General features: G+C 70.1%; 15 protein-coding genes. 8 read left to right on the top strand and 7 right to left on the bottom strand.

Translation table 11 applies throughout. From position 1 onward, the window contains the following. Positions 1 to 89 precede the first annotated feature (89 nt). Positions 90 to 2,471: a DUF4041 domain-containing protein gene (locus AB0M02_RS17020; protein ID WP_364227553.1), complete on the top strand. Its 2,382-nt coding sequence runs from the start codon at positions 90 to 92 to the stop codon at positions 2,469 to 2,471. Here the strand turns inward: AB0M02_RS17020 and AB0M02_RS17015 are convergent. From AB0M02_RS17015 to AB0M02_RS17005, 3 genes are all read right to left on the bottom strand, one after another. Then, positions 2,451 to 2,945 (bottom strand): hypothetical protein, encoded by a 495-nt coding sequence (locus tag AB0M02_RS17015; protein ID WP_364227550.1) that lies wholly within the window; start codon positions 2,943 to 2,945, stop codon positions 2,451 to 2,453. The genes AB0M02_RS17020 and AB0M02_RS17015 overlap by 21 nt on opposite strands. Continuing rightward, entirely contained in the window at positions 2,942 to 5,113 is a 2,172-nt protein-coding gene (locus AB0M02_RS17010; RefSeq protein WP_364227548.1) for a bifunctional diguanylate cyclase/phosphodiesterase, read from the bottom strand. Before AB0M02_RS17010 ends, AB0M02_RS17015 begins: the two co-directional genes overlap by 4 nt. Before the next feature lie 89 nt (positions 5,114 to 5,202). Beyond that, entirely contained in the window at positions 5,203 to 6,777 is a 1,575-nt protein-coding gene (locus AB0M02_RS17005; RefSeq protein WP_364227545.1) for a pectate lyase, read from the bottom strand. A gap of 316 nt (positions 6,778 to 7,093) precedes the next feature. On the opposite strand from AB0M02_RS17005, the gene AB0M02_RS17000 reads away from it, so the two are divergent. Continuing rightward, positions 7,094 to 7,240: a hypothetical protein gene (locus AB0M02_RS17000; RefSeq protein ID WP_364227543.1), complete on the top strand. Its 147-nt coding sequence runs from the start codon at positions 7,094 to 7,096 to the stop codon at positions 7,238 to 7,240. 7 nt (positions 7,241 to 7,247) lie between these two features. Here the strand turns inward: AB0M02_RS17000 and AB0M02_RS16995 are convergent, their stop codons facing one another. Then, the gene (locus tag AB0M02_RS16995) at positions 7,248 to 7,733 is read right to left on the bottom strand and encodes a hypothetical protein (RefSeq protein ID WP_364227540.1); all 486 of its coding nucleotides are present in this window, start codon (positions 7,731 to 7,733) and stop codon (positions 7,248 to 7,250) included. Between the two features lie 107 nt (positions 7,734 to 7,840). On the opposite strand from AB0M02_RS16995, the gene AB0M02_RS16990 reads away from it, so the two are divergent. From AB0M02_RS16990 to AB0M02_RS16970, 5 genes are read left to right on the top strand one after another with little or no spacing between them, the layout of a single operon-like run. Continuing rightward, positions 7,841 to 9,034, top strand: coding sequence for an FAD-dependent monooxygenase (locus AB0M02_RS16990; protein ID WP_364227538.1), 1,194 nt, complete (start codon positions 7,841 to 7,843; stop codon positions 9,032 to 9,034). 43 nt (positions 9,035 to 9,077) lie between these two features. Continuing rightward, positions 9,078 to 10,043 carry an ABC transporter substrate-binding protein gene (locus tag AB0M02_RS16985; RefSeq protein ID WP_364227536.1) on the top strand — a complete coding sequence of 322 codons (966 nt, stop codon included), beginning with the start codon at positions 9,078 to 9,080 and terminating at the stop codon, positions 10,041 to 10,043. Between the two features lie 31 nt (positions 10,044 to 10,074). Then, on the top strand, positions 10,075 to 10,296 hold the full coding sequence (locus AB0M02_RS16980; RefSeq protein ID WP_364227533.1) for a hypothetical protein: 222 nt from the start codon (positions 10,075 to 10,077) through the stop codon (positions 10,294 to 10,296). Positions 10,297 to 10,329: 33 nt separating this feature from the next. Next, positions 10,330 to 11,103 carry a cyclase family protein gene (locus tag AB0M02_RS16975; protein ID WP_364227530.1) on the top strand — a complete coding sequence of 258 codons (774 nt, stop codon included), beginning with the start codon at positions 10,330 to 10,332 and terminating at the stop codon, positions 11,101 to 11,103. Beyond that, positions 11,103 to 12,725, top strand: coding sequence for a thiamine pyrophosphate-binding protein (locus AB0M02_RS16970; RefSeq protein ID WP_364227528.1), 1,623 nt, complete (start codon positions 11,103 to 11,105; stop codon positions 12,723 to 12,725). Before AB0M02_RS16975 ends, AB0M02_RS16970 begins: the two co-directional genes overlap by 1 nt. Here the strand turns inward: AB0M02_RS16970 and AB0M02_RS16965 are convergent. The 3 genes from AB0M02_RS16965 to AB0M02_RS16955 form a co-directional block, all read right to left on the bottom strand. Further along, on the bottom strand, positions 12,719 to 13,126 hold the full coding sequence (locus tag AB0M02_RS16965) for an SgcJ/EcaC family oxidoreductase (protein ID WP_364227526.1): 408 nt from the start codon (positions 13,124 to 13,126) through the stop codon (positions 12,719 to 12,721). The two genes, AB0M02_RS16970 and AB0M02_RS16965, sit on opposite strands and share 7 nt — an antisense overlap. A gap of 57 nt (positions 13,127 to 13,183) precedes the next feature. Continuing rightward, a complete protein-coding gene (locus AB0M02_RS16960; protein WP_364227523.1) occupies positions 13,184 to 13,762 on the bottom strand; it encodes a dihydrofolate reductase family protein in 579 nt (192 codons plus the stop codon). Between the two features lie 72 nt (positions 13,763 to 13,834). Next, positions 13,835 to 14,677 (bottom strand): helix-turn-helix domain-containing protein, encoded by an 843-nt coding sequence (locus AB0M02_RS16955; RefSeq protein WP_364227520.1) that lies wholly within the window; start codon positions 14,675 to 14,677, stop codon positions 13,835 to 13,837. Between the two features lie 47 nt (positions 14,678 to 14,724). Here AB0M02_RS16955 and AB0M02_RS16950 point away from each other — a divergent pair, with 47 nt between their 5' ends. Beyond that, positions 14,725 to 15,579 carry a hypothetical protein gene (locus AB0M02_RS16950; protein ID WP_364227517.1) on the top strand — a complete coding sequence of 285 codons (855 nt, stop codon included), beginning with the start codon at positions 14,725 to 14,727 and terminating at the stop codon, positions 15,577 to 15,579. The last annotated feature ends 140 nt before the right edge of the window (positions 15,580 to 15,719 follow it).

The following is a 15,719-nucleotide window of genomic DNA, read 5'->3' as shown; positions in this document are numbered from 1 at the left end:
ACGGCTGAGGGCGGCCCGCTGATCTACCCTCCCAGTCCGCCCGACCGGATGAGCGTCCACTGTGCTGGATCCGCCGTACGGTGACCGCCATGTCTCTGCCGTTCGATCTGTGGGGCCAACGGGGCTGGGCCTCCATGGACGTCGTGGGTGAATCCCACTACGCGACGTCCATCAGAGCGCTGTTCGGTCCGGGCCTTCAGCCGGACGGGTCCGAGATGACGGTGACGGTGCAGTTGCTTCCCGAGGCCATGAACAAGCATGACCGCAACGCGGTCGGCGTGTGGGCGGGCTCCCGGCAACTCGGCTACCTGTCCCGCCAGGAGGCGGCCCGCTACGCGCCCGTCCTCTCGGCGCTGATGGCCAAGGGCTGGACCCCACAGGTGTCCGCACGGGTCTGGGCTGCCGCACGCGGCGGCGCCAACGCCTCCGTCCGGCTCGAACTCGCCGAACCCCACATGATCGTGCCCGGCAACCAGCCGCCCGGAGTTCCGTATCGGCTGCTGCCCGTGGGCCACGCGATCCAGGTGACCGGCGAGGACAAGCACCTGGACGCGCTGACGCCGTGGCTGCGCCCCGAGGGCGAGTGCTGGGTCCACGCGACGCTGCACGAGCTCACCGAACAGCTGCCGCGCAGCTCACGCACCGTCGTCGAGGTACGTGTCGACGGCACCCGCGTCGGCCTGCTCAGCCCGAAGATGAGCGGCGACATGCTCCCGGCGATCCGCCATCTCGCCGAGCGGGAACTGGTCACAGCCACCCGTGCCGTCGTCAAGGGCAACCGGCTGAAGGCCGAGGTCGTCCTGTATACCGCACGCGCCCACGACCTCTCCGAGAGCTGGCTGACCCCCGAAGCCCCCGCCGCGCCTGCCCCGGCCGTGCCGATTCGCGCGGTACCGGTTCCCGCCGCGCCGGTGGTGACCGCCTCTGCCGCTGTGCCCGTGGTTCCGCCAGCCGTCGCGCCGACTTCCACCGCTGGGTTCGAGCGCCCCCGCTCTGACGTGAGCCTCCGCTTCCAGGCCCCGCCGAACTGGCCCACCCCGCCCGTCGGCTGGACACCCCCGACCGGATGGATCCCCGATCCCACCTGGGGCCCGCTGCCACCGGGCTGGCAGCTGTGGGTGGAAGACACACCGGCGCCGTTGCCACCCCAGCCTGCTCAGACCGCGCCCGGTCCGGAGATCCCGTTCTTCGGTGCCCGTGGAAGAGCCCGTGAGCTCGCTGCCGAACTCAGCGAGCTGCGAGCCGAGATCGACCGCCTCCGCGCCGACAACGGCCAGCTTCGAGCCGAGATGAACCGCCTGGGCGCCTTCTCAGTCCGTGAGCTCGAGGACTACCGCCACCGGCTCAACCGCGAGATCACCGACCGCGTCACCGCCGCGCATGCCGAACAGGCCGCCCTGAATGCCAAGCTCGACGAGCTGCGCCGGGAGGTGGTCGTCACCGAGGAGACGGCGCTGCTGCAGGAGGCCGGCGTCTACCAGTACCAGCACCCGCTCAGCGACGCCGTCGCTTACCAGAGCGCTCTGGCCCAGCTCCAGGAACAGATCAAGGCGATGGCCAAGGTTGACGGAGGTGCGGTGAAAGCCGCGAGCGGCTGGACCGTCAACGGTTCGTCGGCGCAGGGCCGCACGATGCTCCGGGACTACTCGAAGCTGATGCTGCGCGCGTACAACGCCGAGGCCGACAACCTGGTCCGGACCCTCAAGCCGTACAAGCTGGAGGCGGCGGTGGACAGGCTGGGCAGGGTCGCGGCGACCATCGCCCGGCTGGGCAAGACGATGGACATCCAGATCACCGAGGAGTACCACCGGTTACGCGTACGGGAACTGGGCCTGACCGCCGACTTCCAGGAGAAGGTCGCGCAGGAGCGGGAGCGCGACCGGGAGGAGAAGGCCCGGCTGCGGGAGGAGCGCCGGATCCAGCAGGAGATCGAGAAGGAGCGGGAGCGCCTGGAGAAGGAACGGCAGCACTACACGAATGCCCTGGCCGCGCTCCAGGCCAACGGCGACGTGGCGGGCGCCGCGCAGCTTCAGGAACGGCTGGCGCAGATCGACACCGCGATCCAGGACGTCGACTACCGGGCCGCGAACGTACGGGCCGGCTACGTCTACGTCATCTCGAACATCGGCGCGTTCGGCGAGAACATGGTGAAGGTCGGGATGACCCGGCGCCTCGATCCGATGGACCGGGTGCGCGAACTCGGCGACGCGTCGGTTCCGTTCACCTTCGACGTGCACGCGCTGTTCTTCTCCGACGACGCTGTCGGCATCGAGGCGCAGATGCATGCCCGGCTCGCCGCCCGCCGGGTCAATCTGATCAACCAGAGGCGGGAGTTCTTCTACGCCAGCCCCGCCGAGGTGAAACAACATCTCATGGAGCTCACCGGCAACCTGCTGCAGTACGAGGAGACCCCGCCCGCCCTGGAGTATCGCCAGAGCCGCACCAGCCGGTCAGGCGCCGTGAGCCAGTAGCTCCAGGCCGACCACCGCCACGCCCAGGGCGAACTCCGCGAACAGCACGATCAGCTTCTGCCACAGCGGCAGGCGGACCCGGCGGACGGCGGCGTAGCCGATCGCGACGAGGGCGGCTACCAGGGCTATCGAGGCGGCGCGCAGTGACTTCTCGATCGGCCACATGTCGCCGAGGGCCAGCACGATGAAGACGAACGGGAAAACCAGGGAGCCGAGCGCGCCGAACACGACGGCGAGCATGTGGCGCAGTTCCGTGCGCATCGGCAGGGCGGCGTGCACGGCGATGTGGGACACGACATCGGCGACGAAGACCGCGAGCAGGGTGCCGGCGACGGCGATCAGCAGGGTCAGGCCGGCCTCCTCGGCGCTGGCGTGGTGTGAGCGCAGCGCCAGCACGACCGCGAGGGCCGTGAAGGTGATGTAGACGCGTTCCTTCAGGCGCTCTGCGCGGCGTTCCCGTTCTTCATCGATCACCGCGACAGACTAGGTGCTGCCAGGGCGGTGATCGCGGAGGCCGGCATCGGCGGGGCGAAGTGGAAGCCCTGCGCGGCGTGGCAGCCGAGTTCGGCCAGCCGGGTCGCCTGGGCCGCGGTCTCGACGCGTTCGGCGACGACCTCCAGGCCGGAGGCGGCGGCAAGGGCCAGCACACCGGCGGCGCCGTGCAGGAACGAGCTGTCCAGCTTCACCCGGTCCAGCGGCAGGGCGTGGAGCAGGGTGAGTGAGGACGTCCCGGTGCCGAAGTCGTCAAGAGCGATGCGTACGCCACGACGCCGCAACTCCGACAGCGGCGCGACGGTGCCGGCCGCGCTTTCGGTGATCTCGAGGGTCAGGCGGTGCGGTGGTACGCCGGTCTCCTCCAGTACGCGGGTGACCCGCTCCGCGAAACCGGGCGACGAGAGTTCGCGCGCCGACACGTTCACGCTGATCGCGACCGGGGTCAGGGGTCCCAGCTCGGTGCACGCGGTCCGCAGAACCCACTCGCCGAGCGGCACGATCGCGCCGGTTCGCTCGGCGACCGGAACGAACTCGGCGGGCGGCAGCGTTCCGCGTTCCGGGTGCTGCCAGCGCACCAGTGCCTCGGCGCCGATCAGGGTGCCGTCGAGTTCGACGATCGGCTGGTACTCCAGCACCATCCGGCCGTCCGCGATGGCGTCCTCCAGTTCGGCGCCGAGAGCCGCGGTGTGGGCGACCGCTCCGGCCATCCCGGGCGTGTAGCACTGGACGTCGCTGCCGCCGCCGTGCTTTGCCGCGTACATCGCTATGTCCGCCTGCCGCAGCATCTCGCCCGCGTCTCCACCGTCGTGGTTGTCGGCCAGGCCGATGCTCGCCCTGGCCAGCAGCTCATGCCCACCGGCGAGCACCGGCGCGGCCAGCGCGCCGATCATCCGCTGAGCGGTGCGCGACGCCTCGTCCGCGCCGACGCCCACCAGCAGCACCACGAACTCGTCGCCGCCCAGACGCGCCACCGTGTCCTGCGGCCGGACCGACTCGCTCAGCCGCTGCGCGACGCTGACGAGCAGGAGGTCGCCGGCGCCGTGGCCGAGGGTGTCGTTGACGGTCTTGAAGTCGTCCAGGTCGATCAGCGCCACGGCGGCCGGGCCGTGCGCGATGGCGGCGGCCAGGCGTTCGTTGAACAGCGCCCGGTTCGGCAGGCCGGTGAGCGGGTCGTGTGTCGAGCTGTGGTCGAGGCGGTCGACCAGTTCGGCGTTCTCCCGCATCGTGGTGATCTGCCGCGAGACGACCATGGCGGCCAGCGCCACCGCCGCGCAGAGGACGACCCGCAGGTCCGCGTGCGGCCAGGCCACGCAGATGAGTACGGCGTCGACGCCGGCGATCGCGAGGTAGGGGAGCACGCTGTACGAGCGCTGGCTGGCCGTGCTGCGCCGTGGCGGGGCGGGTGTGGCGCGCAGCTGGGCCTCGGCGGCGGCGGTCGCGCAGATCATGACGATCGGGATGACGAACTGTGCCGTGCTCAGATGCGGCCGGTCGACGGTGAGACCCTGCACGACGCCGCTCAGAACGCCGATGATCAGGCCGATCGCGAACAGCCGCAGGGCCGGGGCCGCTACGTAGGCGCGCCCGGCGATGGCGACCTTGACGATCGCGAACACCGTGACCAGTTCCAGGACCAGGGTGAAGCCGACCGCGATGAGTTGCGTGGCGTGGTAGCCGGAGGCCTCGAGCATGGGCGCGCTGACGAACTGCCACATGAAGACCGTCGCGGCCAGCAGCACGGTGCCGCCGTCGAGCGCGACGCGCAGCCGGTCCCCGCGCCCGGAGGCGTCCAGGGGCAGCCGGAACATCCCGACCAGCAGCACCAGCACGGCGACGCCGTAGACGGCGACGGTCCACGGCGACAGGACCTGGGTCGGTTCCTCGCCGCCGATCGCGTCGACGATGTTCATGACCGCGGCGACGCCGCACAGCGCGGCGCAGCCGGCCAGGTGCGCCCAGAACCGCCGGGTCGGCCGGGGGAAGCGCGGGGTCAGGACGATGCGGGTCGCGATCACCGCGGGGATGACCGTGGACAGCGGCGCGGCGAGCCATAACAGCAGCAGCGGTTCGCGCGGACCGGCCAGGTTGGCGGCGACGGCGATCACGGAGTACACCGCGATGGCGGCGGACAGCAGCACACTGGTCATTGGTCTGAGGGTCGGCCGGACCGGGCCGGAATTGAGCAGACGGCCGGGCGCCGACCCTGAAGGGTCAGCGCCCGGCGATCAGTGGTGCGTCAGCTGGCGTACGTCTCGAACTCGGCCACCTGCGGCGCGCTCGACGCGCTGGTGATCCGGAACGTGATCTTCGTCAGCGAGGTCGAGGCGAAGGTGATGACCTTGGCGCCGGAGCCGGAGGCCAGAACGGTGCTGCCGTTGAGGACCTGCCAGTTACCGATGCGCCCGGTCGCGCCGGACGCCTCCCGGATGTTGATCTTCGAAACGGTCTGGGCGGAGCCCCACTTGACGGAGATGTCGCCGGTGGTGCCGCTCGGCGACCAGTAGGTGCTCATGTTGCCGTCCTTGACGTTGCCGTAGCTGGTCCCGCTGGCCTTGCTCGAACCGTCGGCACCGGCACCGGAGGCGAGGCTGAGGTTGGTGCCGCTCGGCTGCGACGGCGGGACCGACGGGGAGGACGGCGGGTTCGACGGGGACGAGGGCGGGTTGGACGGCGACGACGGCGGGTTGGACGGCGACGAGGTCACCGAGCAGCTGCCGGTCGAGGTCCTGATCCCCTTGTTCGCGCCCGCCGTCTGGCTCACGATGTTCGGCACGCAGGACGCGTTGTCCAGCGAGAACGAGTACGGAACGCTCACCGTCGTGGTCGACGCCATGCTCGGGCCGGCCGGGTTGTGGTCGCTGCTCTTCGCCGACCACGTCACGTTGTCCAGGATGTTGCCGCTGGTCTGCCACGTGCCGGCCTGGTCGGTGTAGAACGTGCCGAGCACGTCCTTGGAGTTCTGGAAGTAGTTGTTGTCCACCTTCGCCCGGGCGCCGGCCCGCGAGTTGATGCCCGACTCGTTGAGGCTGTAGTAGTGGTTGTTGTAGATGTGCGCGACACCGCCACGCAGCAGCGGCGTACGAGAGTCGATGTTCTCGTACTTGTTGTGGTGGAACGTGATGTTGCTGTTCCCGGTGTCGCTCTCGCTGGAGCCGATCAGCCCGCCACGGCCCGAGTTGCGCAGGATGGCGTACGAGAGCGTCACGTACTCGACGTCGTCCTTCATGTCGAACAGGCCGTCGAAGCCCTCCGACTCGCCGCCGGACGCCTCCAGGGTGACGTGGTCGACCCAGACGTTGCGGACCGTGCTCTCCATGCCGATCGCGTCGCCGCCGTTGGAGGTCGGGGAGCCCGACTTCTTCACGTTCTTGACGGTCACGTTCTGGATGATGATGTTGCTGGAGTTCCGGATGTGGATGCCCAGCTGGTCGAAGGTCGCCCCGCTGCCGACACCGATGATCGTGACGTTGCTGATGTCCTTGAGCTCGATCACGCCGGCCGCCGTGTTGCAGCTGTCACCGGAGACCTTCGCGGTGTTGCCGTGGTTGATCGTGCCCTCGACCTCGATGGTGACCGGCGTGCTGCTGCTGGCCCGGTTGCACAGCGCCGTGTGGATCGCCGTGCCCGTGCTGGCCCGGACGGTCGCGCCGCCGTTGCCGCCGGTGGTCCCGCCGTTCTGGGACGCGAAGCCGGTGGCGCTGCCCACCGCCGCCGCTGACGCCTGGGGGAGCGGCGCGCCGAACGCGATGGCCCCCGCCGCGGCCGCCGTGCCCAGTACCGCCGAGAGTCGCAGTGCGACTGATCGTTTCATCCTCGCCTCACTTGTTCTCGTCTTGGTGCGAACCACTCATGGGCGCGCGGCAGCCCCAGGCCGCCCTCCGTAGCAGGGCACCTTCTACATGCAGGAAAGCGCTTTCCTTGGCCGAGAATAGAGTCGCGTCGATTAACCCGCAAGAAACAACAACCAGAATCTGGTTGCAGGATTTTTGCAGCGCACCGGGCCTGGGTATCCCGGTTGGTGGAGGAGGTGGCGGCCATGACGGATCGAGCGCGGCGGGATCCTCGGCTTCGGCGCGGCCTCGTCGTTCATCCCGACCGGCGCGGTACGCGCGGTCACCGACGACCGTGTGGAGGTCGCCTCGTCGAAGAACCGCATCGCGGGCGCGCCGAAGTACGACCCGGAGCTCGTCGAGCAGCGCGCGTACTACGAGGAGATCTACGGCTACTACGGCTACCCGCCGTTCTGGGGTCCCGGCATCCCGATGGGTCGCTGACGCGCGGTCACGTCGAAACGGCCGGTGAACCCTCCAGCTCGGTGCGCATCACACCCGCGCCGTCACGGTCCAGGTTGTAGGCGATGTACCCGTCCGCGCTCCACCCGCCCCGGCGCCCCGACTTGAACGTCGCCATGGGGCAGGTGAACGTGCCGCTCTCGGTACGGTTCACCCGCTCCGCGAGGCCGCACGCGCCGCCGGCCACCGCGATCCCGTACGCCTGCAACTGATAGTGGATGTCCAGCGCGTCGAACTTCCGGTCGCCGTCCTCCACACTGTCCCCGCCGTCGATCCAGTCGACGTGGGCGTACGCACCCCGCGTCGGCGAACCGTGCGCGATGCAGATCCGCACCCGCAACACCGTGTCGAACCCCGGTGTCTCGAACTCGACTCGCTGCGACCGGCTGCACGTGTTCTCCGCGAGCGCCGGCGACCCCACCAGCACTCCCGCCCCGACGATCGCGGCCGCGACCAGCCCTTTCATCCTCTTCATAAGATCAACCCCCGTGCCGTGATTGTCCGCCCGCCGCGTCCCGGAGGGGCGCGTTTGCGGTAAGCAACCCGGTAGCGGGACCGAGCCGTGGCGGGCAGCATCGGGACATGACGGGCGTTGTGGTGGTCGGTGGGGGGATCGGGGGTCTGGCGGCGGCGCTCAGCCTGCTTCGCGCCGGGCTGGACGTGCATGTCTATGAGCAGGCGTCGGAGTTGTCCGAGGTGGGCGCGGGAGTGCAGGTCAGCCCGAACGCGTCGCGGATCCTGCATCGGCTCGGGTTGGCCGCGGCGCTGGCGGCGAGTGGGGTGAAGCCGCTCGCGTGGCATCAGCGCAGGTGGGCGGATGGGCGGACGCTGTTGCGGGCGCCGCTGGCGGAGGCGCTCGAGGCGACCTACGGGTGTCCGCACTATCAGATGCATCGCGCGGATCTGCTGGCCGCGCTCGTCGAGGCGGTGCCGCCGGAACGGATCCATCTCGGACACCGGTTGGAGGGGCTGACCGATCTCGGCGATGCGGTGGAGGCGCGGTTCGCGGGTGGGCGGACGGTACGTGCGGACGTGCTCGTGGGTGCGGACGGTATTCACTCGACGGTGCGGCAGGTGCTGTTCGGCGCGGACCGGGCGCGATTCACCGGGTGTGTGGCCTATCGGGGCGTGGTGCCGGCGGAGCGGCTGGCGGCTCTGGGGCTCGAGGTCACGGCGCAGATCTGGATGGGGCCGGGCCGGCACTTCGTGCACTACTTCATCAGCGGGCGGCGGTCGGTCAACTTCGTCGCGGTGATCGAGCGGGAGACGTGGACGCGGGAGTCGTGGACGGACCGCGGGGAGGTCGCGGACGCGGTGGCCGCCTACGTGGGGTGGCATCCGCAGGTGCGCGAGATCATCGGGGCGGCGGACGAAACCTTCACCTGGGCGCTTTTTGACCGGCCGCCGCTGCCGCGCTGGTCGGCCGGGCGGGTGACGCTACTCGGCGACGCCGCGCACGCGATGCTGCCGTTCATGGCGCAGGGCGCGGCCCAGGCGATCGAGGACGGGGCCACGCTGGCTGCCTGCCTGCGGCAATTGCCGCCGGTTGCGGCGCTGCGTCGTTATGAGGGGGTACGGATACCGCGCACCGCCCGTCTGCAGGAGATGTCGGCGGGCAACAAGACCCGGTTCCACCTTCCCGACGGCGACGCGCAGCGCGAGCGCGACGATCAGATGGCGGCCGGCTCGCGGTCCTGGTCGTTCAACGCGCTCGGATGGCTCTATGAGCACGATGCGGCGGAGTTGAGCTTGACCGCTGACCGGTTGCGAACTTAGCTAGCGGTGAAGGTCCATATCGGTCTTGGTGGATGGAGTCCCGATGCGACGACGCCCCATCGTTGCGGTCCTCGCCGCAGCCGCACTCGCCCTGGCCGCTTGCAGCAGCGGCTCCGACGACGAACCCGAGCCCGGCTCCTCCGGGCAGCTGACCAAGGTCGATGTCGGCGTCATCGCGATCGTCGACGTCGCCCCGATCTATCTCGGCCAGGTGAAGGGCTTCTTCCGTAACCGCGGCATCGATCTCAAGCTGACCACCGCCCAGGGCGGCGCGGCGATCGTGCCCGGTGTGCTCAGCGGGCAGTTCCAGTTCGGATTCAGCAACGCGATCTCACTGATGCTCGCGCAGAGCCAGAAGGTGCCGATCAAGGCGGTCGTCAACGGCAACAACTCGACCGGCAAGGACGGCGCCGACTTCGCCGGGCTCTACGTGAAGGCGGACAGCCCGATCAAGTCGCCGAAGGACCTGGTCGGCAAGACCGTCGCGGCCAACACGCTGAAGAACATTGTCGAGGTGAGCGTGAAGGCCTCGGTGAAGAAGGACGGCGGCGACGCGAAGGCCGTCAAGTTCACCGAGCTGGCGTTCCCGGACCAGGTGCCGGCGCTGGAGGCCGGCCGGGTCGACGCCATCTTCGTGGTCGAGCCGTTCCAGCAGGCGGCGATCGCGACCGGCGCCCGGCGGATCGCGTCGAGTTACGTCGACACCGCGCCCGACCTGACCGTGGCCATGTACTTCACCTCGCAGAAGCTGATCGCCGACGACCCGGATCTGGTCAGCCGGTTCACCGAGGCGATGAAGGAGTCGCTGGCGTACGCCGACGGGCACCCCGACGAGGTCCGGGAGGCGCTCGGCAGCTACACGAAGATCCCGCCGGAGACCCGGGACGCGCTGATCCTGCCCCGCTGGCCGGCCGAGGTGAACCGGGCGTCGATCGAAACTCTCGGCCAACTGGCGGTGGAGGATGGTCTGTTGACTCAGCAACCGGATGTTGCCGCGTTGCTCCCCTGAGTGAGTGGAGGTTTGTCACTAGGCTGTCCGCGTGACCATGCCGGGACGGATTGCTTACTTTCTCGTCCTGCTGTTCCTGGCCGTACTGGGGTTCTCGGTCCGGCTGGACCTGTGGGCGAGTGTCATCGTGGCCGCGGTCGCGATGATCGGGGTGGCGCTGTTCGAGACGACGCTCTCGCGGCGCCGGGCAGACCGCGCCGAGAGTGAGGGCGCGCCGAGCCAGGCGGTTGACCAAGGGCTCGGAGGCACGTGACGGCGAGGTGGTGGACGAACGATAGTAAGCGTCATGAGCATTCTGCAGGCACTCGTCTCCGGAGTGGATAGCGGCGCCATCGACGTCGTCGAACTGACCGCGCCGCTCTCCTCCGGCACCCCGATTCTTCAGCTGCCCGAGCCGTTCTCCAACACGATCCCGTTCGGTCTCGAGGAGATCAGCCGGTACGACGACCGCGGCCCCGCCTGGTATTGGAACAACATCCACACCGGCGAGCACACCGGTACCCACTTCGACGCGCCCGTCCACTGGGTCACCGGGCGCGACGGCGACGACGTGTCCCAGATCCCGCTGCGGCGGCTGATCGCGCCGGCCGTCGTGATCGACGTCGCCGACCGGGTCGCCGCCGATCCGGACTTCCTCCTCGAGGTCGAGCACATCCGCGAGTGGGAGAAGGCCAACGGTTCGCTTCCGGAGGGTGGGTGGCTTCTTCTGCGTACGGGGTGGGACGCCCGCTCCGACGATCAGGACGCCTTCCTGAACGCGAACGAGACCGGCCCGCACACTCCCGGCGTCTCGGTCGAGGCAGCGAAGTGGCTCGCCGAGGAGGCCCCGGTGATCGGCATCGGGGTTGAGACGGTCGGCACCGACGCCGGGGCGGCGCACTCGTTCGACCCGGCGTTCCCGTGCCACTCCTACCTGCTGGGCGCCGGCAAGTACGGCCTGACCCAGCTGCAGAACCTGAGCCGCCTGCCCGCGACCGGCGCGGTGGTGATCGCAGCGCCGCTGCCGATCGTGGGCGGCTCGGGCAGCCCGGCCCGGGTGCTCGCGCTGGTCGAGCGTTGATGAACGTCGCCGAGGTGGTCGGCGCCACCCTCGCGGGACTCGGCGCCGACCACGTCTTCGGGGTGGTCGGGAGCGGCAACTTCCACGTGACGAACGCGCTGGTGGCGCACGGGGCGCGGTTCGTGGCGACCCGGCACGAGGCGGGGGCGGCCACGGCTGCGGACGCGTACACGAGGCTCAGTGGCAAGCCGGGTCTCGTGACGGTCCACCAGGGATGTGGGCTGACGAACGCGATGACCGGGATCGCCGAGGCGGCGAAGTCGCGGACGCCGATGATCGTGCTGGCGGCCGAGCCGGCGGCCACCGCGCTGCGGTCGAACTTCCGGGTCGACCAGGACGCTCTGGCGAGGGCGGTGGGCGCGGAGAGCGATCGGGTGTTCGGCCCGGACACGGCGGTGGCGGATGTGGCGCGGGCCTGGCGTACGGCGGTCGGCTCCCGCCGGACCGTGGTGCTGAACCTGCCGCTGGACGTGCAGGCGGCGCCCGCCGAGCTGACGGTGCCGCCGCCCGGTGTCGAGGTGCTGGCACCGCGTGCGTCCGACGAGGCCGTGGCCTCCCTGGCGAAGGTGCTTGCCGGGGCTTCGCGGCCGGTGTTCATCGCGGGGCGGGGCGCGCTGGGAGCCCGGTCCGCGCTGGAGTCGCTGGCGTCGTCGTGCGGTGCGCTGCTGGCCACCTCGGCCGCGGCCAAGGGACTGTTCGCCGGCAATCCGTGGAACCTGGACGTCTCGGGCGGTTTCGCCACGCCGTTGGCGGCCTCGTTGATCAGTGACGCTGACGTGGTGGTGGCGTGGGGTGCCGCTCTGAACATGTGGACCAGCCGGCACGGTGCGCTGGTGTCCCCGGACGCGGTCGTGGTGCAGGTCGACGACTCACCGTCCGCTCTGGGCGCGCACCACCGAGTTGATCTGGCCGTGGTGGGTGACGTGGCTTCCACGGCTCGGGCGGTTGCCGGTGTCTCCTCCGGTGGCTATCGGACTGACACGGTTCGGGATCGTCTCGCCACGTCGGGGCGGTGGCGGGATGTGCCGTTCGAGGACTGGGGGGATTCCGGGCACATCGACCCCAGGGTGGCGACTGTCGCGCTGGACGATCTGTTGCCAACGGAACGGGTCATCGCCACCGACTCCGGAAATTTTATGGGATATCCGTCTATGTTCCTTTCGGTGCCGGACCACCGGGGGTTCTGCTTCACCCAGGCCTTCCAGTCCGTGGGCCTCGGGCTGGCGAGCGCCCTCGGTGCCGCCCTGGCCGTCCCGGACCGCCTGCCGGTCGCGGCCTGCGGCGACGGCGGCTTCCTGATGGGCATCGCCGAGCTGGAGACCGTCCGGCGGCTCGGCCTCGGCATGCTGATCGTGGTCTACAACGACGACGCGTACGGCGCCGAGGTCCACCACTTCGGCCCGCACGGCCACCCGCTCTCCACCGTCGTCTTCCCGGACGCCGACCTGGCGTCGATCGCCCGGGGTTACGGCTGTGCCGGCGTCACGGTCCGGGCGGAGGCCGAACTGGCGCCGGTGGCGGAGTGGGTCGCGGGGCCGCGCGACGTGCCGATGGTCGTCGACCTGAAGGTCGCGGCGGGCCGGCCGTCATGGTGGCTGGAGGAGGCCTTCCGCGGTCACTGATCGTCGAGCGGGAACGAGTGATGCTCGTGGCTGATCTGCCACCGGCCGGCCTCCCTGCGCAGGCCGACGGTGATGCGCAGCCGCAGGTCCGGCTTGCGCTCGAGCTCCTCCGCCGGGCCACAGCGCAGCAGCATCCAGCCGAACGCGACGTCCTCGCCGCAGGTCACGTCCAGCTCGACGATCTCGAACGTCGTACCCGACTCGATGTACCGGAAGAACGGCGGCCAGCAGGCGCGGTAGTCGTCCATGCCACGCAGCCCCCGCTGCGGCGGCGGCACGTCGAACATCACGATGTCACCGGTGTGATCGGCGACCACACCGTCCAGGTCCGACGACCGGATCGCGGCGACCCAGCGCTCGATCACCGCGGTGACGGCGTCCTTCTCCTTCTGCACGTCCATGTGTGCCTCCTTCCCCGGTAAGACCACGCCGGACGCCCGAACTCATCGGTGGAGGTGTCAGCGGCGCACGCCGAACTTCAGGTGCAGGACGCGCTCGCCCTGGACGACCACGTGCGGGTCCTCCAGCAGGTGCTGGCCGTCGACGCTGCCGAAGTAGCGCTTGCCCGATCCGAACACCACCGGCACCACGTCCATCGCCACCTCGTCCACCAGGCCGGCCGCGAGGATCTGGCCGCCGACCTCGCCGGCGTTGACCGCGACGACGCGGTCGCCGGCCAGTGAGCGGGCCGTGTCGATCGCGGTCGTGACGTCGTCGACGAAGTGGTAGGACGCCTCGGGGTGCCAGCCCTCGGGTTTGGGCCGGTGTGACACCACGACCACGTGGTCGCCGGCGGGCGGGCGGCCCTCCCAGCCGTTCACCAGGTCGAACAGGTGGCGGCCCATGACGATCACGCCGATCGACTCCCACATCGACCGGACGTAGCCGGCCGACGCCGCGGACACCTTGAAGGAGCCTCCGGCGACGATCGGGACGGTCCCGTCGAAGTACCAGTCGTGCAGGGGGCCGACGTCGTCGTTCAGATCGGCGATGAAGCCGTCCACCGACGCCACGCTGTGCATGACAACAGAGCCCACGTCTCCTCCTCGAAGTCCGGTTGCCGTACCCCTCGATCCTGTCGTGGTGAGGACGATCCGGCTTGGAGAAAATCACGCGGCCGGCATCGGCCCGTCATCCGGCGGGAAGCCCGCCTGGGCGGGGAACCGGCGCCGCAGGGCGAGATACTCGGTCGGTGTGTGCCCGGTGAAGTCCTTGAACTCCCGGCTGAGGTGGGCCTGGTCGAAGAAGCCCGCGGTGTGTGCGAGATCGGGCCAGGCGACCGGGTGCTGCGTGTCGATCGACAGGATCAGCCGGGCGAAGCGGTAGATCCGGGCGACCGCCTTCGGGGTCACGCCCACGTGCGACTTGAACTGCGTGGCCAGGTGATTGACGCCCACACCGGCCGCGTCGGTCAGCACGCCCACCGGGACGGCGCCGTGCGAGATCTCCAGGCGCCCGCCCGTCCGCCGGACCAGCTCCAGACCGCGTGGCGGCTCGGCGGCGAGCCGCGAGCGCAACTCGTCCTCCAGGACGCGCATCGCCGCGGTGGCCGAGGCGGTGGCGTCGACCTGGTGGCGGATCCGGTCGAGGGACCGGTTCCATACGGCGTCGACCGGCACCCAGCGGTTCCGCAGGTCGGCCGGTGGGACACCGACGAACGGCGACATGCCCCAGGGTTTGAAGTGCACGCCGACGACCCGCACTCGGGCGGGGTACTCCAGGAGGAACCGGCGGGTCCACAGCCCCATGAACCATCCGTCGGTGAACACGGCGGGCGGCACCGACGGGTCGGAGTCCCGGAGACGGACGGGGTCCCCGAGATTGACGAACAGGTGCGCCGACGGCATCGGCGGCACGTTCACCCGGCGGTGGCGCGGTTCCCCGGACAGGCAGTAGATGTCGTCGATGAAGCGGTCGAGCGGCGGGGCCGGTGTCCGGCTGAGATACCGCATCGCCGGACCATAGCGCGGCGCCGCTGTCCGCCCGCAGAATTCCGGTCATGAGCGAGGCCGCGGCGCGTGCCGCCGAGATGGTCGCTGCCGTGCGTGACGATCCGGAGCGGCGGCTGGGGCTGGCGGCGCGCTTCTACGAGCAGCGGATCGACGGGCGCAGCATCCGGGCGTACCGCAGGGCCGAGGTCGCCTTCATGCGCTGGCAGATCCGCTGCGGCGTGCTCCGGGCCGACGGCGGGAGCCCGTGGTGGCGGGCGGTGAACGAGGCGCTGCTGCGCGACGCCGCCGAGGCGGATCTGCTCTGCAACGGAGCAGCCGGGTCACCGACCACACGCAGCGTCGACGCGTGGCTGGCGTTTCTGCGCGCTCCCGAGCCGGCACGCTGGTACCGCGCGCACAACGCCAGCATCGTCGGCGGCTATCTGCGGCATCGCGATCTGGTGGACGGCGAGGGGCCACTGGAACGGTTCTTCATGGATGTGGCGCTTCTTCGCGTACTGTATGCGCACTGCCTCCTCATTCGCCCACGTCTGGCTCTCGGCCGGCTCGCACCGCTCGGCCGTGTCCTGGGCGATCCGCGCTTGCGCGGCGCCGATCTGTTCCTGTCGCTCGGCGACGTGCTCCCGGACGTCTATCCGCTGGCGAAGGTCGGTATCGAGAAGGTGCTGGCCGACGAGAACTACCTCTCGCGGATCATGGACTACGGCGTCATCGTGCCGCGGATCGCGCAGCTGTACCGGGCCGCCGCAGACGACCTGGGCGAGCCCGAGCTCGCCGGCCTGTGCGAGGGCGACTTCCCGGTGTACGCCTGGCCCTACGAGCAGCGGCATGTGTGGCGCACGGATCGGTCCCCGCTGGCGATCGCGCTGGCCCGGGCCCTGGTCGGGCCGCCGCCGCGTTGAGACGCCCCGCCCGCAAAGGGGACGGGCGGGACGCTCCGGTCAATCCGTCAGGGGAGTGTCCAGCGCTGGTTGGCGCCGGCGAAGCAGTCCCAGATCTGCAGGCGGGTTCCGTTGGCGGAGCTGTTGTTCTGCGCGTCGAG

This window comes from Actinoplanes sp. NPDC051861, assembly GCF_040681145.1.
GTDB lineage: Bacteria > Actinomycetota > Actinomycetes > Mycobacteriales > Micromonosporaceae > Actinoplanes.
The sequence above is the reverse complement of the archived record's forward strand: the minus strand, read 5'-3'. Positions and strand labels throughout refer to the sequence as shown.